A 20045-nucleotide genomic window follows, 5' to 3' on the forward strand; every position below is an offset into this window, starting at 1 on the left:
AGGAGTAGCCGGCCTTTCAGTCTTTGGACGGGTGCCAGGTGCGTACGGCGCGTGCGGCTGTGGTGCCGCAGAGCAGGGTGAGAGCAATGGCGATAGCGGCGATGCCGAGTAGCGCTGCCGACAACACTGGTACGGAGACTTCGCCGGTCCTGCGGATCTGTAGGGCCAGCGTTCCGAGGAAGGCGGCGACGAGCGCGCCGATCACCGCGGAGACGATGAGCGGCAGGGCGAGGTTCCAGGCGGCGATGCCGAGGTAGAGGCGGGTGCGGGCGTCGTATGTGGTGAGTACGCCGAGGGAACGGATCTGGCTGAGGAAGATTCCGGTGGCGGCCAGGATGCCGGCGAGGGCGAGGATGGTCACGCCGGCTGCGCCGAAGGAGAGCACCCAGTTGAAGACGGCGGCTCCGGCGAGTCCGCCGCCGATCCACTCTTGGCCGGGAGTCGAGATGTGCGGTTTAGCCAGCTCCCGGTACGCGGTGCCGGCGATGGCGTTGACCCCGCTGTCGCCGTCGGGGTTGAGTACGAAGAAGCCGTCCACTTCGCCGGACGGTGGCGGGGTCGTGGCGATAGTGAACCGGGGGCTGGAGATTTCGGTGTCGTGCTGGAGGACCCGGCCGGTGCGGTTGATGGTGGTGTAGAGTCCTCGATCGGGGTGGCGGCGGTGGGGCAGGTCGACAGCTGTCCCAATGACCGCAGTGCTGGGCATATTGCCACGAGCGTTCGACCCGCCGGGGTGGTGTAGGTGGCCAAGACGCGATCCGGGCCAATGCGGTCGATGAACCGCTGCGCTTCCTGCGGCTGTGCGTCACCGCGAACGGTGACGAGTTGGTTGCCGACAACGACGGCGGAGGCGGTGACCCCGTTCGCGATTCCGTGGGTGCGCTGCACGATCCACTCCTGCTGGACCTGCACCTGAACGAGCAGGCCGAGGCCGATGACGAAGGCCGCGCACAGCTGCGCCACGAGCACGGGACGTGCGCTGAGCCAACGGCCACCGACGATTGCCGACGGCCGGCCTCGTCGCGCGCCGTGACGAGCGATGAGTCGGCCGCCGGCGCCAGCCCAACCGGCCAGAACGGCGGGCAGCAGCGCCAGGGCGAGGACCGTGGCGATGAGGAAGGCGGCCAGCCCGACCGAGGATCCGGCGCCGGCACCGTCGCGGGCGGTGCTGGCCCCCCAGACTGCCAGGATGATCGCCAGCGGGAACAAGGCCCTGATCGGCCGCCCGAACCGTTGTTGGATCCGACGCGGTGCGGTCTCCGAAGCGGCGCGGCTGCGTAGCTGCGCGACCAGTACGAGGGCCAGCACCGCGGCCGCGGTGGCGAGCGCCAGCAGCGGGAGCCCGGCACGGAAGCGGGCCAACACGTCAGCCTTGACGACATGGTCGACTACCGGCAGCGGTACGTCGACCACGGTCGTGGCCGCCGCGGCGAGCGCCCCCACCAGGGTGCCGACCGTGACGGGGAGCGCGGCCTCACCCAGGAGGAGGTAGGCGCGGGCGGAGCGCGGGGCGCCGAGGGCGTCGAGCAGGGCCAGCCGCCGGTCACGCCGCTCAGCGTTACTACGCACCGCGAGCAACAACAACAGTGCGGCGGGGAGGGCGATCAGACACGCCGCCAGGATGAAGAAGTCGATATCTGTCCACTTGCCGTAGTTCGTATCGGTCCTGGTGGTTCGATCGACCACCATCTGTTGTTTGTCGACACCGAACCCGCTGATAGCCACGAGCCCGTCCCGCCGGTCGAAGGCGGCATCGGTGCGGGGCCGATAGTAGGCGAGCCGTTCCTGGTCGGCGGCGAGACCTTCGGCGCCGATGGTGCCCCCAACCCGCCCGTAGCGTTCGGTCAGCTGATCCCGGCCCGCCTGGTCAAGCAGCGACGGGGAGACGAAGACTTCCCCCGGGGCGGGCCACCGGGACAGCCCGGGTGGCGGCGCCGCGTCCGCGCGGCTCGGCGCCAGATACACGACGAGGAACTGACGGTTGTTCACCCGGTCTGCATGCGGGATCCACCGGGCGACCGCGCTTTCCTCCTGCCCCTGGACCAGGAACACCGGCTCCCGTGCGGCGACGCTTGTGTTCCGCGCGTCGTACATGGCCGCGATACTGATGAAGGTCCACGCGGTGAGCAGGGTCACCGCGGCAGCCACGGCCAGGGACCACCGATGCGTCACGGCACCAGCGCCGGCCCGTCGCCCCGCGCGGTGACCGGCAGCGAGCAGCACGAACGCACGGTTCACGAGCTACCCGTCGGCATCGCGGTGAGTCGGCCCGCGTCGAGGGCGAGCTGCTGATCCGCGCGCGCGGCGACCCGGTCGTTGTGCGTGACGACGATCAGCGCGCAGCCGTACCGGCGCGGCAGGTCGAACAGGAGATCGCTGACGACCTGCCCCGAGGCGCTGTCGAGAGATCCGGTCGGCTCGTCCGCCAGGATGACACCGGGCCGCGTGATCAACGCGCGCGCCACCGCGACCCGTTGGCGCTCACCGCCGGACAAGGTAGCGGACGCGGCGTCGGCGAGCTCTCCAACACCAAGATCATGCAGCAGTGTCTTCCCCCGCTCGTAGCTCGCCCGCCGCGGTGCGGAATTCAACAGTGCCGGCAGCGTCACGTTCTCCAACGGCGTCAACTCGGGCAGTAGCTCACCGAACTGATACACCAAGCCGACCGACCGCAGCCGCAACGCCGATCGCGCCCTCGGCGGCAGACTTGTCAGTTCTTGGCCGTTGATCCAGACGCGACCACCCGCCACTGGCAGGATCCCCGCGAGGCACATCAGCAGCGTCGTCTTCCCCGTGCCGCTGGGCCCGGTCACCGCCAACGACGTCCGCGACGGCACGTCGAACGAAACGTCACCGAAAATTTCACGTTCGGCCACCGCATAGCGTAGCGCCTCGGCCCGCACCGTAGAGGTTTCCCTCATTGCGCCCTCCCCGGGACATGCGACGTGGGCCAGCATAGATACTGACCCACTCCAGATCGAACGGACACCCGGCGATGCCAAACTATGTCCTGCCGGTTACGGACCTGGGAATGAAAGCGGAATCGGGGTTGCGGGCGCCTCCTAGGATCGCGATATGTCTAGTATTCCTCGGGCGTTGAAGATCGCAATCGCCAGTGCGACGCTGGCTGCCACCGCCTTTGTGGTGCCCACATCCGCTGCCGCGTTACCTACTCAGACAGCTGGGGGAAGCTCCTCCGGCGGGCTGGATCGGGGTGAGTTACGCACCGCGCTCGCCGCGGTGCCCGAAGCCGGGGTTCCGGGTGCGCTGGCCGCTGTGCGCGATGGCCGGCACGACTGGCGCGGCAGTGCCGGCCAGGCGTTCCTGACCAGCTCCCGACCGATGCAGCCGCAGCTGCGGCACCGCATCGGCAGCATCACCAAGACGTTCGTCGCCACCACTGTGCTGCAGCTCGTTGACGAGGGCCGGCTGGGCCTCGACGACCCGATCGGGGAGCTGCTGCCGGAGACCGTGCCGGGTGAGCGTGGCGCCGAAGTCACCGTCAGGATGCTGTTGAACCACACCAGCGGCATCGGCAACTACACCAACGCGATGCTCGACTCGTGGGCGGCGATCGACGAGATGCAGGTAACGACGTACGCTCCGGCAGATCTGGTGGCGACGGGCCTGGCCATGCCGCCGACCAACGCGCCCGGGGCGGGGTTCAGCTATTCGAACACGAACTACATCCTGGCGGGCCTGCTGATCGAGTCGATCACTGGAAACCCGGCGGCGGCAGAGGTACAGCAACGCATTCTGCGGCCCCTGAAGCTAACGGGGACGTCGTTTCCTGGGACTGATCCGACTATTCGTGGCCCACACAGTGGTGCCTACTTCGCCCCGTTCGGGGTTCGTGACCTCAGCGAGTTCAACATGAGCTGGGGGTGGATGGCGGGCGAGATGATTGGGACCACGGCGGACCTGAACACCTTCTTCCGGGCCCTACTCGGCGGTGATCTGCTCAGTCCGGCCATGCTCGATGAGATGCTCGCCGGGGTGCCAATGCTGCCGGATGCGCCCGATGCCGGTAGCTATGGTCTGGGTATTTACTCGATTCCTACCCCGTGCGGTGAGTTCTTTGGTCATGACGGTGCGGTTGTCGGTCACCTGACGTTTTCATTGCACAGCCGGGATGGTGGGCGCCAGGTATCGACCGGGATAAACCTCAGTCACTATCAGATCGGCCTGCCCGAGGCACATCCGATCGACATCGCCTGGCAGTCGTTCCTGCTGACGGCGATGTGCCCGACCAGCGAGACGAGTGGCCGGTCGGCAGCGGCCGTGCTGCAGCTGCCCAGCGTGACCCGGATGCCGGGCAATGACGCGGCGGTTGCGGGGCCCTGATTTCACGCAGGGGCGAGGCCGACTCTCCGATGGCAGGCGGCCTCGCTGCTGCGAGAGTGCGGAGGACGTCCCTGATTCGGGCGGCACGACAGTCGGAGCTCGGCGATCTGGCGCGGCTTGAGGTCCAGGCTGGCCGGCTCTTCCATACGGTTGGCAGGTCAGAAATAGCTGATCATGCCGTGGATCGACAGGCCCTGCGGCGAAGTCAGCGGCAGGGGCTGATCTGGGGTCGGTGGGTGGCGGGCCGCGAGGTCGCGGCGGTGCCGGTGGTACGACTGGGGCTGGGCAGCGGCGTACCCGCCGCTGCCCAAGCGCTGGAGGACTGCTGTCTGCCCCAGGCCGTACGTGTCAGATGTCGGCCGCGACCGGGTAGTGGTCGGCGTAGTCGGTGTAGCAGTAGCGGACGAACCAGCTGGTCACGCACCACTTCGGTGCCTCGACGGCTAACGTCTCGTTGTCGCCGGCACCGTTCCTTACGTGGCCGTTGCGTTGCAGGATGTAGTCGAGTTGCTGGCGGCTGTCCCGGTCGTCGTTGTAGTCGGCCATGTCGTTGCGCTGTGCGTCCCACGAGTACGGATGGCCGGTGAACGCGGCATCGCTGACATCGAGCCGGGCCAGCATGCTGTCGTACTCGGTGGAGTAGCGGTCAACGTTGAGATCACCGGCGACGATGACTTGTTCGTCCGCGGGGATTTGGCGAGCGTCCAGGAAGGCGTCGAGCTCGTCGAACTGGGCTGCCCGTACCTGGGCCCCGGTGCCGTCGGCGCAGCCGGTGTCGGCCGCCTGCGCATGAGTGCCCACCACGTGTACGGGTTCCTCGTTGACGTTGAGCTGCGCGTAGACGAAGCCCTTGTTGGAAAACCAGTCTGCGCCGCAGCCGTCCGCATAGACGTACTGGATTTCTTCCACGATGGGCCACCGGCTCAGGACGGTCACTCCACCATCCTCCGGGGTCGCGCTGGAGTATGAGCCCAGAGTGGCGTCCCAGCCGGACCTCGACCGGCCGAGAACTGGGGTTTGGTAGGGGTACTCCGCAGCAAGCTGGTCTTTGAGCTGGTCGGATGCCTCATTGTCGAACAGTTCCTGCAGGATGACGACATCCTGGCCGGTGATGTAGTCGGCCTCGGCGATCAGGTTGGCGCGCGTGACCTGCCCCCAGTTCGGGAAGAGTAGCTGGGGCAGGAACATGACGTTGTGGGTCAGGACCTGCAGCGGTGCCGGGGCGGCGGCGGCAGGGGCGATGGGGGTGAGCAACCCGGTCGCGGTGAGAGCAAGGGCGAGCAGCAGACTCAGCGGTCTCTTCATGAGCATCGATGGTGGCTGTTGTGGTCAGCCGAATTCAATTACTCGAGGATGTTCAATGGATGAACATGTTCACCGTCGTGCGGCTACTGGCCTGGGCTGGGATCAGCGATATCCGGTGGTGTCGGCGGGCTTGCCGACGTCCTGCACCTCGACCAGGTATCGCCAGGCATCGGGCTGACTCCCATCAAGGTCGGTGAAACCGTAGACCTTCGCCAGTTCCCCGCTGGAGAGCGACCTGCCATGCCATCGGGAGGCCTCCGGGTCCTGTGCCAGGGCCGCCACGGCGCGGCCAACATAGGCCGGGCTCTCGGAGATCGCGAAGTGGGGCTCGACCGCGAGGGCGTCGCGCCAGTTCTGCTCGGTCACCCCGAAGCTGTCCAGCATGTCCTCGGACCGCAACCATCCGGGCGTGAGTAGCACCGATGTCGTGTCATGCGATCGGAGTTCGTGCGCCAGTGCGAACGCCATCCGGCTCACGGCGCCCTTGGCGAGATCGTAGAAGAACGAGTTGCGGTAGGTGGCCGCGTTGTACTCGTCTGTCCCGTCGGTCATCTCGACGACCAGTCCGCCCGGGTTCCGGATGAGCAGGGGCAGCGCGAAGTGACTGGTGACGGCGTGGGTCTCCACGGCGAGACGCAGCGTGTGTAGCCCGGCGTCCAGGTCTGACTCCCAGACCGTCTTGTTCCACTCCACCTGGGAGGTGCCCCAGATGTCATTGACGAGTATGTGGAGGGCGCCCTGCTCGGACTCGATCCGGGCGATCAGCGCGCGTACCTCGGCGGGGACCAGGTGGTCGACCCGCACCGCGATGCCGACCCCGCCAGCGGCGCTGACCAACTCGGCGGTTTCCTCAATGGTCTCCGGCCGGTTCATCTCCGATCGTTGGGCGCGGGTTGATCTGCCGGTGACGTAGACGGTAGCCCCGGCCGCTCCGAGCTGGATGGCGGTTCCTCGCCCGGCGCCTCGGGTCCCTCCGGCGACGAGCGCCACCTTGCCGGTCAACTGCTTGGCCATGCGCCGTACCCTAGCGGCGAGCCGTGGCTCCCCGCGTGGCTTTTTTCCGGCCCAGGTAGTAGGTCCGCTGCTCCTGGTCTAGGTGTTCGATGGCGGCACGTAGTAGCGTCCGGGGCATGGTGGCCGCGTGCCGGTCGAGGAACTCGAGCAGCCGCGTCCGGTCCTGGTCCCCGGCGCTGCGCAACAGCCAACCGGTGGCCTTGTGGATCAGATCATGTGGATCAGCGACGAACATCTCGGCGATCCGGAACGTGTCGTCGAGGTCGCCGACGCGTACGAACGCCATGGTGCTGACGATGGCGGTTCGTCGCTGCCACGGGTCGTTCGAGCGGGCCAACTCGTACAGCACGTCGCGGGGCTTGTCGACCAGATGGGCCCCCACCACGTTCGCGGCACCGAGGTCGACCAGGTCCCAGTTGTCGATCCGGTCATGCCGGCGCAGGTAGAGGTCGTACAGCTCCGCCCGGCGGGCGTCGGTGGTCTTCTTCCGCGTGGCCTGCTTAGACATGATGCTGACCGCGCCGGCGCGTACCTCGTGGATCGGGCTGTCGAGTAGGAGTTCGATCTCGCTGGGCGCCAGGTCGATGAATTCCTTGGCCAGCGCGAATACCTGACCCATTCGGACGCCCAGGAACGTGTCGCCCTCGGCGTGCCTGAAGTAGCGCTGGATCTTGCGGAGCTCCTCATCCGACTGGTGCGTCTGCAACTTTTCGAGGAACTGCTCGGCGCTGACATCCGTCATGGTGGCCCCTCCGATCGATAGGCGATCGTACCGATCTCCTGAGCCGCCCAGTGCCGCTCGACCACGCGTGTCCCGGGGAGCCGAACCGCCGCGCACCGGTAGAACGGGCGCGTAGGGCGGGCGGCCGGTCAGCTCGCGTCACCTCGCCGGAGCACCCTTCACCTGCGAAGACATGCCGGGGTCGGGCTTGACAGGGCAGCAGTCGAAGGATATAACCAACTCGTTATGAAACAAACTGGTTATGCGCTCGATGAGCCCGAGCGTCTCGATGCCACCTTCGCGGCCTTGGCAGACCCGACTCGGCGAGCGATCCTCGCCCGGCTCGCGCAGGGTGACGCGACGGTGAAGGAGATCGCCGCCCCGTTCCCGGTGAGTCAACCGGCGATCTCCCGGCACCTGAAGGTCCTGGAGAGCGCGGGGTTGATTTCCCGCGAACGTGTCGCCCAACGTCGGCCGTGTCACCTTGAGGGGCGCCAGCTCAGGTTGGTCGTGGACTGGCTGGAGAACTACCGCGGCTACTGGGCGGAGGCGTACGGGCGCCTGGACGAACTCCTCGACGAACTCCAGGCCGGTGACGATGCCCGCCAGTCGAGCGGCGGCCGGGAGGGGCAGGGAATATGACGGCGAAGACGCTGCGGGTGACCACACCGGCACCGACTGACATCGTTTTGACCCGGGCGTTCAACGCGCCGCGGCACCTCGTGTTCGATGCTTTGACCAAGCCCGAGTTGCTCAGGCGGTGGTTCGGCGCTCGCGGTTGGCGCCTGGTCGAGTGCGAGGTTGAGCTACGGGTCGGTGGGAGCTGGCGCTTCGTCTCGGTGGGGCCGGATGGCCTGAAGATGGGCCAGGGTGGGGTGTACCGCGAGGTCCAGGCGCCGGACCGGCTCGTCTATACCGAGTCCTACGACGACCAGTGGGTGCCGGGCGAGTCCCTCGTCACCACCGTCCTCTCCGAACGCGCCGGGTTGACCACGCTCCAGACCACGCTGCGCTACTCGTCGCCAGAGGTGCGCGATCTGGTGCTGGCCACGCCGATGGAGCGGGGCGTGGGGGAGAGCTACGACCGGCTCGACGAGGTGTTCGCGTCGCGATGATCCGGGCCCGGGGGAGCCAACAAGAATATGTCGGCGGCCGGAGAGCGTGTCCGCCATGCAAGGAGTAGTGCGAGCGAGAGCGGAAAAAATGAACTGGACGCTGGAAGTGGTGCTGGTGCCGGTAGCGGACGTGGACCGCGCCAAGGATTTCTTCACCGAAAAGTTGGGTTTCCACCTGGATTTCGATTCTCGCGGCGACAGCGAGTTCGGTCCGGTGCAGCTGACCCCACCGGGTTCCGGGTGCTCGATCATCATCGGGAAGGGCATCAGTTCGATGGAGCCGGGCTCGCTGAAGGGGGTGCAGTTCGTGGTCGCGGACGTGCGGAAGGCCCGTCAACAGCTGGTGGAGCGGGGGGTCGAGGTCAGCGAGGTCCGAGTGGCCGGGCCGGAGGGCTTTCGCCCGGCCCGGGACGGCGACAGCCTGGACAATGTCGGCTTCATCGTTTTCGACGATCCGGACGGCAACCACTGGACAGTGCAACAGATCTCGTCCCGCGGATAGTGCGGTGGGGCGTGGGCGGTTCAAGTTGGGGCCCGGGCCTGGCATCGTAGAGCCATGTGTCGGAACATTCGCGTGCTCCACAACTTTGAACCGCCCGCCACCGACGACGAGATCGAGGCCGCCGCGATCCAGTACGTGCGCAAGGTCAGTGGTGCGACCAGACCATCTGCGGCCAACGAGGAGACGTTCAACGAAGCCGTTCGGGCGGTCGCCGCGGCCACGCAGACCCTCCTGGGTGACCTGGTGACGAAGGCGCCGCCCCGGGACCGCGCAGTGGAGGCCGCGAAGGCCAAGGCGCGTGCCGCCGAGCGGTACGGGGACCGCGCAGCAGCGGGGCGGGGCTGACCGGGCCGTGGTCAGGCCGAGTCGTCACCTGTCTGTTCAGCGGAGAGCCGGTCGAGGATCGGTAGGAGCTGCGCCTCCTCGTAGTCGAGATGCGCCTCGACCGCGGCGGTGAGCCGGTTGACCTCGGTCCGCACGCTCGTCCGGTCCACGTCGGCTGACCCGACCACCTGCTGCAGTTGCTGGAGCAGCGCGTCCAAGGCCGCGTGTTCCTCCCGCAGCCGCCGCACCGTATCGGCGAGCTCGGGATGGTGCTGGGCAACCACCGGGAGCAGTTGGTCGTCCTCGCTGCGATGGTGATGACCGAGGCCGCCGCAGAGGGCGAGGCAGTTGATGCGCAGCTGCGCACCGAGGCTGCTCCCCGGCCGTGCCAGCTCGCTGCGGATGACCGCCAACTCGCGGCGGAAGGCGTCGTGAATCAGCTTCAGGCCACTGCTCCAGGTGGCCCCGACCGGCCGGCCGCGGAGCGGGTTCAGCGCCACAACCGGTGGCGGTTCCGGGGCGAGGGAACGCTTCCGCCGCAGTACGGGGTCCAGCTCCGCCGCCCGGTCGAGCGCGGCGTCCCGTTCGCCCTCCTCGAGCAGCACCGCGTGGGCCTCGATCGTGAAGGCGTCGTTCTCCAGGGTCACCTGCGGCTCGGCGAGCAGGTCGTCGTACCAGTCCGGCCTGGTGCGACTTCCGTCGGGCAGCGCGACGACCAGGATATGTCGGTCTTCGCCGAGGAAGAACTCCACCCAGGTGGTACGCGGTGCCCCGGTTTCTCGGTGTGCGGTGGTGAGCAGAATGTTCCGCCGGTCTTCGGGAGTCTTCGAGCTCTGTCCCTGCGGGGCGTGGAAATCCTTGATCTGGGTAGCGTGGTCGGACGGCAAAGCGTGTACTCCATTCCTTGGGTGGGTGTCGTTCTTGTCAGCGGCTACCAGCGCAGCCTGAGCCGATGGCGGCTGGCCAACGAAACGGTGTGGGCACCACAAATCACCGGCTGGGGCCGGATGCGCTTGCGGAAGTAGCGCGGCGAGAGGTGGGGAAAAGAAAAGCGCAGGCGACAGCAAGCAGAAGTGCGGTTGCTGTGCTGGCAAATAGCTGATCCGGAGGGTGGGGCTCGGCCCCGCCGGGCGATCACGCCCCGGCCGGGAACCCTATTCGCTTCTGGCGTGTAGCCGACCCGGCAGTCATAGCGCGACGATAGCATAGGTGAATATCTGGGTCTCACCCAAAGCTGCCAGCTCTGCCCGGAATGCCGGCTCTACCGGGTCGGTTGGGTCTACCGGCTCGGTGGGCCACGTGGCCGCTGCGGCCGCTCGCCGCGCGGGTAGCGGGTAGCGGGTAGCAGGCAGCAGGCGATGGCCGAACGTCAGGATCCGCTGGTCGAGGTGAGGTGCCCGGGCACCCGAATCAGGGGACCATGCAACATTTCCAGGGGGATGCGGGGTAGTCATAGTGTGAAGGTGCCTGCACTCCCGCCGGACGGGTCCGGGTTCGACGCGTTCGTGCGACAGAGCGCCGCCGGGCTGCTGCGCTTGGGCAACATTCTGACGCTGGACCGAGCCGCCGCGGAAGATCTCGCCCAGGAGACCCTGATCCGCGTCGGACTGGCCTGGTCACGGGTACGCGCGGACGGAAATCCGGTTGGCTATGCCCAGCGCACCATGACCAACCTCTTCCTCAACGAACGCCGACGTCGCCGGCCGACGCCGACCGACACCATCCCGGAAACCGGGTACGAGGACACCGCACTGGCCGCGGTGGAGTCGACCGCCGGGGTTCGGCGGATCCTCGCGAGCCTGCCACCGAAGCAGCGGGCGGCGATCGCCTTACGTTATGTCGCCGACCTGCCGGACGACGAGATCGGTCGCCTCCTGAACTGCACCCCGGCGACGGTGCGGTCGCAACTCTCCCGAGGCTTGTCCCGCCTCCGTACGACGCTGACAGCAGAAGGGTGAATTCGGTGTCCGAGAATTTCGCCGACAAGCTAGCCGAACTGGATAAAGAAGACTTCCGGCTTCCGGTTACGGACGCTTTCGTCACCCGGGTGCATCGAGGTGTACGCCGACGTCGAGTTCTGCGCGCGGGTGCGGCCGGCGGCGCGGTGGCCGCCACCGCCATCGCCGTCACTGTCGCGGTTTCCCTGACCGGGATCACCCAATCGGCCCCGCTTCCGAACTCGTCCACTGGTCCGTCGGTGGCCGCCCCGCCGACCTTCGTTGCGTACCCGCTTTACCAGCCACTGGACGGCTATCGGGTCACCTCCGTTCCGGAAGGGCTGCGGGCCAATGTTGCGCAGTTCGGACCTGTTAGCTACGCCGTGTCGAAGAACCAACTGCACAACGACAGCGGGATGCCCACCTCGACCGGTGGCGGAGCGGTCGCCGGCTCCGACCATCCGACCGCCACGACAACTTACCGTAACTATGTGCGGCCCAACGGGGCGAATTGGCTCTGGATTTCGGTGTTGCGCCCGGAACGGACGACGGCGGAGGTTGATCGGGCGCAGGTCACCGAGTGGCTGGTCGGCTGGGCCATCAAAGGCACGGAGGTGATTGACAGCTTCCCGGTTCCGGCCGGTCAGGCCCAGCTCACCAGAACTGGCGGCTCCGAGGTCACCGTCCACGCGGTGGTGATCACGACGCCCAGCGGTACGGTGATCGACGTCAGCGGGAATGGAGCGGTGCCAGTCGCGGACCTGAGGGCGGTGGCCGCCGGAATACTGCCGCCGTGACGAGTCGTCGCTCGCCGGGAGCGCGGCTGATTACAGAGCGGAGGGTTCATGGTCAACGAGGTGGCGGTACGGATCGCGCGCCCGTGCACGGATCTGGCGGCTGCGGAACGGTTCTACGTCCAAGGTCTCGGCCTGGCCCTGCTGCAGCGGATCGCGGCGAACGGGCCCGGTGAGCACGACCTGTTGATCCTCGGGCGACGGGAGGCGAACTGGCACCTGGAGCTGGTCGGCGGCGCCGACCTTACGGTGCGGCCGGCGCCCACCGCCGAGGACCTACTGGTGCTCTACCTGGACCAGCCGATCGATGAGGCGACTGTCGATGGCCTGAAGCAGGCCGGCGGTCGGGTGGTCTCCCAGGGGCCCTACTGGGATCGTTGGGGCGTCACTGTTGAGGACCCGGATGGCTACCGGGTGGTCCTATCCAGCCGATCCTGGTCGAACGCGGGCTGATCAAGTCCAAACAAAGTTTTGGCGTGCATCCCGGCAAGCGGGCTGCCAGACCCGCAGCCGATCGGAGAGCCGGGTCACACTCTTGCTGCGGCGAGCGGGAAGTGCCGTCGGTGCCGGCGCTCCCACAGTGGCCTTCTGAGCCAACTGCGGCTCAGCCCGCGGTGGCTGGGCCCGTCTCGGTACGGTTGGCCCCGGCCGATCCGGCCACGGCGGAACGCTCGGAGATGACCACCGAGATGCCGTCCAGCACCCGCTGGAGGCCGAACTCGAACGCGTACTCCGGCTCGTACGCCGCGCCGTGCGCCTCGCCTGCGGCTGCTCCTACTCGGGCGGCCGTCGGATAACTACCCGACTTCATGAATTTCTCCAGCCAGAAGGCGTGCGACTGCCACCACTGGCCATCGGTCATACCGGTCTCGCGTTCTAGGGCCGCCACGTCCATCGCCGCCCGCGCCGCGCTCTTGACGTGGCCGAGGAGCAGGGTGAGCACCGCGTCCATCTCCACGTCGTTGAGGCCGATCTCGGCTACCGCGCCCAGCTCATAGTCGTACTTCGCGATCAGGTTGGGCCCGAGCACCGGCCGACTACTCTCGGCGCGCAGCAGCCACGGATGGGCCCGATAGAGTGCCAGGTTCTCCCAGGCGATCCGCTCCAGCCGGGCCCGCCAGTTGTCCGGAACGTCCGCAGGGTGCCGCATCTCGCCGTAGAGGGTATCGACCATCACGTCGAGTAACTCCGTCTTGCCGGGCACATACGTGTAGACGGACATGGTCCCGACGCCCAAGCTCTCGCTGACCCGGCGCATGGTGACCGCTTCGAGGCCCTCGGCATCAGCGATCTCGATGGCCGTCCGGACGATCCGTTCGACGTTGAGCCCCGGACCGGCGCTGCGGCTGATGGGCTCGTGGGTACGCCATAGGATGGCTAGGCTGCGGGCAGGATCAATCTTGCCCTTTCGCGTGCTCGACATGGTGCGGTCATCCTACCGGGCCAGATACCGTGCACCGTACGGGTTGACCGGCGTTCTGGCAGCCGCCCCGGACACCGGCTCGGCAGGCGGGCAAGACCTCGGCGGCAGGGTCCGTCGTCAACCGGGGAACGGCGTTCCCCGGTGGCCCAGTCAGCTTTCCACGGTCGACAGAGCCTTCCGTCACGGGCACGCCGCCGCCGGAAGCCCGTCAGCCGCGGGACAGATCAAGCAGGGCCTCGGCCGGCTCGGGGCTGGGCGGCCCGGCGAGCCACCAGCCGCCGGAGTGCCGCCGGAACGGGTACCAGCGGCCGTCGCGCCCGTACCGGACTTGCACGTCGGGGCCCACCGTCCACCGGTTGCGCCAGGTCTTGACCTCCGGCGCGGCGCTGTCGCCCTCCAGCGCCTCGCGCAGCGCGTCCGTGGCCCGGTCCGCAACCGCCTTCGGCGGACTGAACACCGCGTCGACGGTATCCACGCCGGCTGCGCCGGCGTACTCCCAGGCCCGGATCGCCCGGGGCAGCGCGGCCGCCCGGCCGCTTGCCTCGCCGAGCCGTCTCGCCGCCCGGGAGCGCGGCATTCTGGCGGCCAGCCGCACCGCGTCCTGCCAGGCGTCGTGCTCGGGGGCCAGCACCTCCTCCCGGGCCGCGGCGAGCAGTTGCCGGGCCCGGGACGCGACATCGGCGGCCAGCACCCCGAGCGCCTCGGCGTCGATCCCGAGTACGTCGTGCTCGGCCAGCAGCGGCGCGAGGGCCATCGGCTCGCCCTGCACCGGCCGAGGCGGGTCTGGCAGCGCGGCCGCGGCCACCGCGAAGGCCTCCTCGGCCGTGGTGCCGGCCTCGTCGTCGGCCGTGGTGGTGTTGGGCCGGCGGGCGTTGCGCAGGCGCAGTTCCTCAATCAGCTCCGCCTCGGCTCGCCCGCGCATCAGCAGCAGTACGAACGGGTCCCGGTCGAGCAGCCAGGACGCTTGGTACGCCAGGGCGGCGGTGTGGCGGCAGGGATGATCCCAGGACGGGCAGTCACAATCCGGTTCCAGGTCGCCGTAGCTGGGTAGCAGGCGTACCCCCACGTCGTCGGCGGCATTGACCAGATCGGGTGGCATATCCCGGTCGAGCAGGGCCGCGATGTAGCCGGCCTTCGCGGCGACCCTGTCGAGCAGCCGGTTCCACTCGGCGTCGGTGAGGATGCCGATTCGTATCACTGTGTCGTGCGGGGTGTACTGGTCGCCGTCGTGCACGAGCGCGGAAATCCGGCCGGGGCTGACGGTGATCGCCCCTACCTGTCCGGCGAACGCGTATCGGCGGCCCTTCTTGAGCTGCTCGGGGTCGAGGGCCGTACGTTCGATGGCCTCGATCCAGGCGTTGCCCCACCAGGTGTCGGCGAACTTCTTGCCGATTCGCTGCCCCGGCCTGAAGGCGATGAAGCTACGGGCCCGCCGCTCGTCCTGCGCGGGCTCGGTGCCGCCCTCGTCGTAGCCCAGCTCGTCGTCGAAGTCAAAGTTCACGTCCCGGTTCCTCATCCCTCGTTGAGGCGCACGAGCCGGAGCAACTCGGCGTCGGAGAGTTCGGTCAGGGCGTTCTCGCCACCGGTGAGTATTGCGTCCGCCAGCTCCCGTTTGGATTCGAGTAGGGTGGCGATCCGGTCCTCCAGCGTGCCCTGGGCGATGAGCCGGTGCACCTGCACCGGCTTGGTCTGACCGATCCGGTACGCCCGGTCGGTGGCCTGTTCCTCGACCGCTGGGTTCCACCAGCGGTCGTAGTGGATGACGTGGTCGGCCCGGGTGAGGTTGAGGCCGGTTCCGGCTGCCTTGAGCGAGAGCAGGAAGACAGGTACATCGCCGGCCTGAAACCGGCGCACCATCTCCTCGCGCTGAGGTACGGCCGTGCCACCGTGTAGGAGCTGCCTCGGTATGCCGCGCTCTGCCAGGTGCCGATCCAGTATCCGGGCCATCTGGACGTACTGGGTGAAGACCAGTGCGCCGCCGTCCGCGGCGAGGATGGTCTCTAGCAGTTCGTCGAGGAACTGGAGCTTCTCCGACCGGCCGGTGAGTCTTCCGTGCGGTTCCTTGAGGTAGTGCGCCGGGTGGTTGCAGACCTGCTTCAGGCCAACCAGCAGCTTGAGTACGAGGCCGCGGCGCGCGATGGCGGTGCTGCTGCCCCGGATCTCCGACAGCGCCTCGCTGACCACCTTCTGGTAGAGGGCGGTCTGCTCGTCGGTGAGCGAGACGTGATGGTCGGTCACGGTCTTCGGTGGCAGCTCGGGGGCGATGCCGGAGTCGGACTTGCGGCGTCGCAGAAGGAATGGGCGGACCAGGCGCGACAGACGGTCCACGGTGGCCGAATCCCGGTCCACCTCGATTGGCCGGGCCCAGTTCGCCCGGAACACGCCGACCTTGTCCAGTAGGCCGGTCGTGGTCCAGTCGAGGATCGTCCACAGCTCGGAGAGGTTATTCTCCACCGGGGTTCCGGTGAGCGCGACCCGGGATCGGGCAGGGATCTCGCGTAGGGCCCTGGCAGTACCGCTGAGCCGATTCTTGACATACTGCGCCTCGTCGGCGACCACCATGCTCCACAGCTGGCTGGCGAGCCTGCCCGCGTCAACGCGCATGGTGCCGTAGCTGGTCAGCACAAACCCCTCGGCCAGCCCATCCAGCGAGCGGTCGATGCCGTGGAACCGACGCACCGGCGTGCCGGGAGCGAAGCGATCAATCTCCCGCTCCCAGTTGCCAAGCACGGACGCTGGGCAGACCACCAGGGTGGGACCCGCGGTCGTCGGTGCGAGCTGGCGGCGCAGGTGCAGCGAGATGACGGTGACGGTCTTGCCGAGACCCATGTCGTCCGCGAGGCAGCCGCCGAAGCCGAGCGAGGTCATCCGCTCCAGCCAGCGCAGCCCGCGCAGCTGGTACTCGCGCAGCGTGCCCTGCAGGGCGGACGGCGGCTCGAGCGGTTCGGGCCCGCTCTCGGGCTCGGCGACCTGCATGAGTAGCGCGTTCAGCCAGCCCTCGGCCGCCACCTCGACCCGCTCGCCCTCGACCTCAGTGCTCGCGATCAGGGCGGCGGCCAGGGCGTCGTACGCCTTGAGCGGCTTGAGCCGCCGCTCGTGGGCCTTGCGGGCAAGCTCCGGCGTGACCGCCACCCATTGTTCCCGTAGCCGGACGATCGGCCGGAACGTCGCCGCCAGGTCCATCTCCACGTCGGTCAGTGGGGCACCGGCCAGCGTGAGCTGCCAACTGATCGGCATCAGCGGCGCAGAGCGAAAGAACTCCGCCACCTCGTCGGGCTGTTCCGGGCTCGAGCTGACCAGCATCCGGACGCTCAGCTCGCGGGAGAGCTGCGGCGGCCACTTGATGTCGATTCCGACGTCAGCGAGCCGCTGCTCCGCGCCGCCGAGCAGGTCGACCAAGTCCTCGTCGAGCAGTTCCAGCTCGACTGGTGCCGCGGAGTCGAGCAGCCGTTCCAGCGGCTGCCACACGATGGCGGCACGGCGCACTGCGCGCATCGCCTCGAACGTGGCCCGCTCGCCGAGGCCGTGCTCGTCGCCCTCCCACAACGCCGCCGCGTCGCTGACCAGGGTGGGGTCGGAAAGGCTACGCAGCCGCACCACCGCGGTCAGCGGCGTGCTGCCGAGGTCGCCCCGTGCCTCCAGCCGCAGCGTCACGCGTAGGCCGGTATCGACCCCGGAGGATACCTCCCCGGCCCAGTCGCGCAGGTCATCCGACGGCACAGGCTCCAGGTCCGTGAACCGCGCGTCACCGGTCAGCCAGCCTGCCGCTGGGGTGCGCGGCAGCGTGTCGGCCACCGCGTCGAGGAAGGCTCGGACGAGTGCCTCCGAGTCGGGCAGTACCAGCAGCTCGGCGCTCGGGTCCATCGGCACCGCACGGGCCTCGGGCGGCATCGCCGCGGCTAGGTCCCGGATGCGCTGCACATCGGCGACGTCGAACGGGCCGATCCGCCAGGCGTCGTAGCCCTTCGGGGAGACCCCGGGCAGGAGCCGGCCCCGGGCGACGAGGTGTAGACCGGTGACCGCCACCGCCGACCAGAACGCGGCCGCGGGCTCGACGTCCTCGGCGTCACGCAACGCGACGAACTGTTGGATCGCGTCGCCGACCGGCACGGCGCGGGCCGGAACTGACCACAGCTCCACCGGCCCGGCCAGGGGCAGGGCCAGTTCCAGCTGGCCGGCCTCCCCCAGCTGGTCGAACTCCTCCGGCAGTGCGTCGCCGGACGGGTCGTAGAAGCTGACGGTGCCGCTGCGCGGCGGGTCGCATGGCTCGAAGACAACCGCGAACCGTCCGATCCGCACCGTACCTCCAGGAGTGTCGGGCGGGCGAAGAGCGCCTGCCGGTCGGGTAACAAGGCTAGCGTACGGCGTACCGTACGAAGAATGCCGGAGTGGGGTAGCAGCTGTCCCCGGCAACTGTCGTCGGCCGGAGACAGCTGCGTCTCATCGCGTGACTCGACGCTTAGGACAAGTCGTCAGCGACTCAGGGACCGATACTTGCTGACCGAGAGCGGCAGGAAGATGGCCACCAGCACGAGCGGCCAGATCACCGCCATCACCGGGTAGTTCTGTACCACCCAGGAGTCGCCGCCCCAGCCGGGATTGTCGAACAGCTCCCGGGTCGTGCCGACGATGGCCGACAAGGGGTTCCACTCCGCGACGGCCCCCAGCCAGGCGGGCATGGTAGCCGGTGCGACGAAGGCGTTCGACAGGAAGCCCAGCGGGAACTCCACTGTCTGCACGCCGGCCACCGCCTCTTGGCCCTTCATCACGAGGCCGAGGAAGATCCCCACCCAGACCAGCGCGAAGCGCAGCAGCAGAATTACCCCGAATGCCGCGAGGGTGTCGCCGACGCTCCCGTGCGCCCGCCAACCGATTGCGAGACCGGCCAGCAGCATAATCGCGAGGGTAACCACAGCGAAGATCATGTCGGCCAGCGCCCGGCCGATCAGCGGAGCCAGCGGGGAGACCGGCATTGACCGCAGCCGGTCGGTAACCCCCCGATCTATATCCGCAGAGACGGCGAGGGTGGTCAGGCTGATGCCGAACACCATGGTCATGGCGAACATGCCCGGCATCAGGAACTCCTGGTAGCTGCCACCGCCCGGCACCTGCAGCGCGCCACCGAACAGGTACGCGAACATCAGCACCATGACGATGTTGAACCCGAGGGACGCGATCAGCGGACCCGGGTTACGTCGCCAGTGCGCCAGGCTACGTTGGGTCAGGGTGATGCTGTCCGACAGCAGCGACGGCCGGCCGTACACCACGTCGGGTGCGGCAATGGTAGAACCCATGGTCGTACTGGTCACGACAGAAGCTCCTCAACGCTCTTAGAGTGGGGGCCGCCGAAGTTGGGCTCGTCGCCACGGCCCTTCTTCCCCTTGCTCGTTGCCTTCCCGGCGGCCTCGGTCTCTTCCGCCGTCTGCGGCCGCCGACCGGTCAGGTGCAGGAACACCTCGTCGAGCGTGGGCCGGCGCAGCGCCACATCCTCGACGGTGACGCCCGCCGCGTCCAGGGCCCGCAGCACCTCGGTCAGTGCGGTGGCCCGGTTCTGAACCTGGGCGCTGACGAACCGCCGGACTGGGTCGACCTCGGGCTCGACATTGGTCGCCTGGCGCAGCTGCCCGCTGGCCGTGGTCAGGTCGGCCGCGTCGTGGACGACGAGGTCGATCCGGTCGCCACCGAGGCGCGCCTTGAGCTCGTCGGGCGTCCCCTTGGCGATAACCCGGCCGGAGTCGATGACCGAGATCTGGTCGGCGAGTTGGTCGGCCTCGTCGAGGTACTGCGTGGTGAGCAGGACGGTGGTACCGGAGCGGACCAGTTCCCGGACCGACTCCCAGACCTCGTTGCGGCCGCGTGGGTCCAGCCCGGTTGTCGGCTCGTCAAGGAAGAGCACTGAGGGCGTGAGGATCATCCCGGCGGCGAGGTCGAGCCGCCGGCGCATGCCGCCCGAATACATCTTGACCGGCTTCTTGTCGGCGTCGGCCAACCCGAATCGGTCCAGCAGCTCGACAGCGCGTTGGTGGGACCGGACCGTGCCCAGGTGAAACAGTCGGCCGAAGATGACCAGATTCTCGTAGCCGCTGAGCACCTCGTCCACCGCGGGGTTCTGCCCCACCAGGCCGATACGGTAGCGCACCTGGTCGGCCTGGCGGGCCACGTCGAACCCGGCGACCTCGGCCCGGCCCTCGTCGAAGCGCAGCAGGGTGGACAGGATCCGCACGGCGGTGGTCTTGCCGGCTCCGTTCGGACCCAGCAGGCCGCACACGGTACCCGGCCGAACCCGTAGATCGAAGCCGTCCAGGGCGTACTTGTCCCCGTACCGCTTGCGAAGCCCTTCGGTGACTATCGCGTAATTGTCCGCTGTCACGCCACTTCCTCCCGAACGCGTAGGACGACAGTGCTCGACGTACAACGTACGGTAGCACATCCCGTACGCAGTACGGGATGAGTTGGTGTTGGGGCTGACGCCGGCATCTGGCCGTTAGCGATGACGAGGTCTCTGGTTGACGACCACCTGGCGTGGCTCGTCAGCTATTGAGGCCCCGGGTGACTGCCGCGTGGTC

The 20045-nt window shown here is 68.2% G+C and carries 20 protein-coding genes and 1 pseudogene; 9 read left to right on the top strand and 12 right to left on the bottom strand.

The genetic code is table 11. The features are described 5' to 3' along the window. Positions 1 to 16: 16 nt before the first annotated feature. From SALPAC4_RS28640 to SALPAC4_RS0120180, 3 genes are read right to left on the bottom strand one after another with little or no spacing between them, the layout of a single operon-like run. Positions 17 to 361: a hypothetical protein gene (locus tag SALPAC4_RS28640; protein WP_223874805.1), complete on the bottom strand. Its 345-nt coding sequence runs from the start codon at positions 359 to 361 to the stop codon at positions 17 to 19. Beyond that, positions 358 to 2238 carry an FtsX-like permease family protein gene (locus SALPAC4_RS25515; protein ID WP_223874806.1) on the bottom strand — a complete coding sequence of 627 codons (1881 nt, stop codon included), beginning with the start codon at positions 2236 to 2238 and terminating at the stop codon, positions 358 to 360. The genes SALPAC4_RS28640 and SALPAC4_RS25515 overlap by 4 nt, the downstream gene beginning before the upstream one ends. After that, on the bottom strand, positions 2235 to 2921 hold the full coding sequence (locus SALPAC4_RS0120180; protein WP_223874807.1) for an ABC transporter ATP-binding protein: 687 nt from the start codon (positions 2919 to 2921) through the stop codon (positions 2235 to 2237). The genes SALPAC4_RS25515 and SALPAC4_RS0120180 overlap by 4 nt, the downstream gene beginning before the upstream one ends. Positions 2922 to 3075: 154 nt before the next feature. Here SALPAC4_RS0120180 and SALPAC4_RS0120185 point away from each other — a divergent pair, with 154 nt between their 5' ends. Then, positions 3076 to 4344 carry a serine hydrolase domain-containing protein gene (locus SALPAC4_RS0120185; protein ID WP_033665017.1) on the top strand — a complete coding sequence of 423 codons (1269 nt, stop codon included), beginning with the start codon at positions 3076 to 3078 and terminating at the stop codon, positions 4342 to 4344. Positions 4345 to 4400: 56 nt separating this feature from the next. Continuing rightward, a pseudogene (locus SALPAC4_RS28645) lies at positions 4401 to 4571 on the top strand (GNAT family N-acetyltransferase); the annotation flags it as partial. 121 nt (positions 4572 to 4692) lie between these two features. Here the strand turns inward: SALPAC4_RS28645 and sph are convergent. The 3 genes from sph to SALPAC4_RS0120200 all read right to left on the bottom strand — a co-directional run bounded on the left by sph (position 4693) and on the right by SALPAC4_RS0120200 (position 7405). Then, on the bottom strand, positions 4693 to 5649 hold the full coding sequence (gene sph, locus SALPAC4_RS0120190; protein WP_027644909.1) for a sphingomyelin phosphodiesterase: 957 nt from the start codon (positions 5647 to 5649) through the stop codon (positions 4693 to 4695). A 102-nt stretch (positions 5650 to 5751) separates the two neighbouring features. Then, positions 5752 to 6663, bottom strand: coding sequence for an SDR family oxidoreductase (locus SALPAC4_RS0120195; RefSeq protein WP_019871883.1), 912 nt, complete (start codon positions 6661 to 6663; stop codon positions 5752 to 5754). A 10-nt stretch (positions 6664 to 6673) separates the two neighbouring features. Beyond that, positions 6674 to 7405: a DNA alkylation repair protein gene (locus SALPAC4_RS0120200; RefSeq protein ID WP_019871884.1), complete on the bottom strand. Its 732-nt coding sequence runs from the start codon at positions 7403 to 7405 to the stop codon at positions 6674 to 6676. Positions 7406 to 7630: 225 nt separating this feature from the next. Between SALPAC4_RS0120200 and SALPAC4_RS0120205 the strand changes: the two genes are divergently transcribed. The 4 genes from SALPAC4_RS0120205 to SALPAC4_RS0120220 all read left to right on the top strand — a co-directional run bounded on the left by SALPAC4_RS0120205 (position 7631) and on the right by SALPAC4_RS0120220 (position 9346). Beyond that, a complete protein-coding gene (locus SALPAC4_RS0120205) occupies positions 7631 to 8026 on the top strand; it encodes an ArsR/SmtB family transcription factor (protein ID WP_019871885.1) in 396 nt (131 codons plus the stop codon). Beyond that, positions 8023 to 8499, top strand: coding sequence for an SRPBCC family protein (locus SALPAC4_RS0120210; RefSeq protein ID WP_019871886.1), 477 nt, complete (start codon positions 8023 to 8025; stop codon positions 8497 to 8499). Before SALPAC4_RS0120205 ends, SALPAC4_RS0120210 begins: the two co-directional genes overlap by 4 nt. Before the next feature lie 88 nt (positions 8500 to 8587). After that, on the top strand, positions 8588 to 9001 hold the full coding sequence (locus tag SALPAC4_RS0120215) for a VOC family protein (RefSeq protein WP_027644910.1): 414 nt from the start codon (positions 8588 to 8590) through the stop codon (positions 8999 to 9001). Positions 9002 to 9055: 54 nt separating this feature from the next. Then, on the top strand, positions 9056 to 9346 hold the full coding sequence (locus tag SALPAC4_RS0120220) for a DUF2277 domain-containing protein (RefSeq protein WP_018731150.1): 291 nt from the start codon (positions 9056 to 9058) through the stop codon (positions 9344 to 9346). Between the two features lie 11 nt (positions 9347 to 9357). On the opposite strand, the gene SALPAC4_RS0120225 is transcribed toward SALPAC4_RS0120220, so the two are convergent. Next, a complete protein-coding gene (locus SALPAC4_RS0120225) occupies positions 9358 to 10212 on the bottom strand; it encodes a nitroreductase family deazaflavin-dependent oxidoreductase (RefSeq protein ID WP_019871888.1) in 855 nt (284 codons plus the stop codon). A 570-nt stretch (positions 10213 to 10782) separates the two neighbouring features. Between SALPAC4_RS0120225 and SALPAC4_RS0120230 the strand changes: the two genes are divergently transcribed. The 3 genes from SALPAC4_RS0120230 to SALPAC4_RS0120240 are packed head-to-tail and all read left to right on the top strand — an operon-like array spanning position 10783 to position 12509. Then, positions 10783 to 11283: a SigE family RNA polymerase sigma factor gene (locus tag SALPAC4_RS0120230; RefSeq protein ID WP_027644911.1), complete on the top strand. Its 501-nt coding sequence runs from the start codon at positions 10783 to 10785 to the stop codon at positions 11281 to 11283. Then, a complete protein-coding gene (locus SALPAC4_RS0120235) occupies positions 11280 to 12059 on the top strand; it encodes a hypothetical protein (RefSeq protein WP_019871890.1) in 780 nt (259 codons plus the stop codon). The genes SALPAC4_RS0120230 and SALPAC4_RS0120235 overlap by 4 nt, the downstream gene beginning before the upstream one ends. 48 nt (positions 12060 to 12107) lie before the next feature. After that, a complete protein-coding gene (locus SALPAC4_RS0120240) occupies positions 12108 to 12509 on the top strand; it encodes a VOC family protein (RefSeq protein ID WP_019871891.1) in 402 nt (133 codons plus the stop codon). A 151-nt stretch (positions 12510 to 12660) separates the two neighbouring features. On the opposite strand, the gene SALPAC4_RS0120245 is transcribed toward SALPAC4_RS0120240, so the two are convergent. The 5 genes from SALPAC4_RS0120245 to SALPAC4_RS0120265 all read right to left on the bottom strand — a co-directional run bounded on the left by SALPAC4_RS0120245 (position 12661) and on the right by SALPAC4_RS0120265 (position 19849). Next, on the bottom strand, positions 12661 to 13479 hold the full coding sequence (locus SALPAC4_RS0120245) for a TetR/AcrR family transcriptional regulator (RefSeq protein WP_019871892.1): 819 nt from the start codon (positions 13477 to 13479) through the stop codon (positions 12661 to 12663). Positions 13480 to 13687: 208 nt separating this feature from the next. Then, positions 13688 to 14980 carry an SWIM zinc finger family protein gene (locus SALPAC4_RS0120250; RefSeq protein WP_027644912.1) on the bottom strand — a complete coding sequence of 431 codons (1293 nt, stop codon included), beginning with the start codon at positions 14978 to 14980 and terminating at the stop codon, positions 13688 to 13690. 11 nt (positions 14981 to 14991) lie between these two features. Then, entirely contained in the window at positions 14992 to 17778 is a 2787-nt protein-coding gene (locus SALPAC4_RS0120255) for a DEAD/DEAH box helicase (RefSeq protein WP_019871894.1), read from the bottom strand. A gap of 173 nt (positions 17779 to 17951) precedes the next feature. Beyond that, positions 17952 to 18788 carry an ABC transporter permease gene (locus SALPAC4_RS0120260; RefSeq protein ID WP_027644913.1) on the bottom strand — a complete coding sequence of 279 codons (837 nt, stop codon included), beginning with the start codon at positions 18786 to 18788 and terminating at the stop codon, positions 17952 to 17954. Continuing rightward, positions 18785 to 19849, bottom strand: coding sequence for a daunorubicin resistance protein DrrA family ABC transporter ATP-binding protein (locus SALPAC4_RS0120265; RefSeq protein ID WP_019871896.1), 1065 nt, complete (start codon positions 19847 to 19849; stop codon positions 18785 to 18787). The genes SALPAC4_RS0120260 and SALPAC4_RS0120265 overlap by 4 nt, the downstream gene beginning before the upstream one ends. Between the last annotated feature and the right edge of the window lie 196 nt (positions 19850 to 20045).

Origin of the sequence: Salinispora oceanensis, assembly GCF_000383575.1 — a bacterium.
Classification (GTDB): Bacteria; Actinomycetota; Actinomycetes; order Mycobacteriales; family Micromonosporaceae; genus Micromonospora; species Micromonospora oceanensis.

Excerpts from the sequence above, each read along its gene's own strand:
- sph (WP_027644909.1), bottom strand. The coding sequence starts at position 5,649 with ATGAAGAGACCGCTGAGTCTGCTGCTCGCCCTTGCTCTCACCGCGACC.
- SALPAC4_RS0120205 (WP_019871885.1), top strand. The coding sequence starts at position 7,631 with ATGAAACAAACTGGTTATGCGCTCGATGAGCCCGAGCGTCTCGATGCC.
- SALPAC4_RS0120210 (WP_019871886.1), top strand. The coding sequence starts at position 8,023 with ATGACGGCGAAGACGCTGCGGGTGACCACACCGGCACCGACTGACATC.
- SALPAC4_RS0120180 (WP_223874807.1), bottom strand. The coding sequence starts at position 2,921 with ATGAGGGAAACCTCTACGGTGCGGGCCGAGGCGCTACGCTATGCGGTG.
- SALPAC4_RS0120200 (WP_019871884.1), bottom strand. The coding sequence starts at position 7,405 with ATGACGGATGTCAGCGCCGAGCAGTTCCTCGAAAAGTTGCAGACGCAC.
- SALPAC4_RS0120195 (WP_019871883.1), bottom strand. The coding sequence starts at position 6,663 with ATGGCCAAGCAGTTGACCGGCAAGGTGGCGCTCGTCGCCGGAGGGACC.
- SALPAC4_RS0120240 (WP_019871891.1), top strand. The coding sequence starts at position 12,108 with ATGGTCAACGAGGTGGCGGTACGGATCGCGCGCCCGTGCACGGATCTG.
- SALPAC4_RS0120185 (WP_033665017.1), top strand. The coding sequence starts at position 3,076 with ATGTCTAGTATTCCTCGGGCGTTGAAGATCGCAATCGCCAGTGCGACG.
- SALPAC4_RS0120245 (WP_019871892.1), bottom strand. The coding sequence starts at position 13,479 with ATGTCGAGCACGCGAAAGGGCAAGATTGATCCTGCCCGCAGCCTAGCC.
- SALPAC4_RS0120215 (WP_027644910.1), top strand. The coding sequence starts at position 8,588 with ATGAACTGGACGCTGGAAGTGGTGCTGGTGCCGGTAGCGGACGTGGAC.
- SALPAC4_RS0120220 (WP_018731150.1), top strand. The coding sequence starts at position 9,056 with ATGTGTCGGAACATTCGCGTGCTCCACAACTTTGAACCGCCCGCCACC.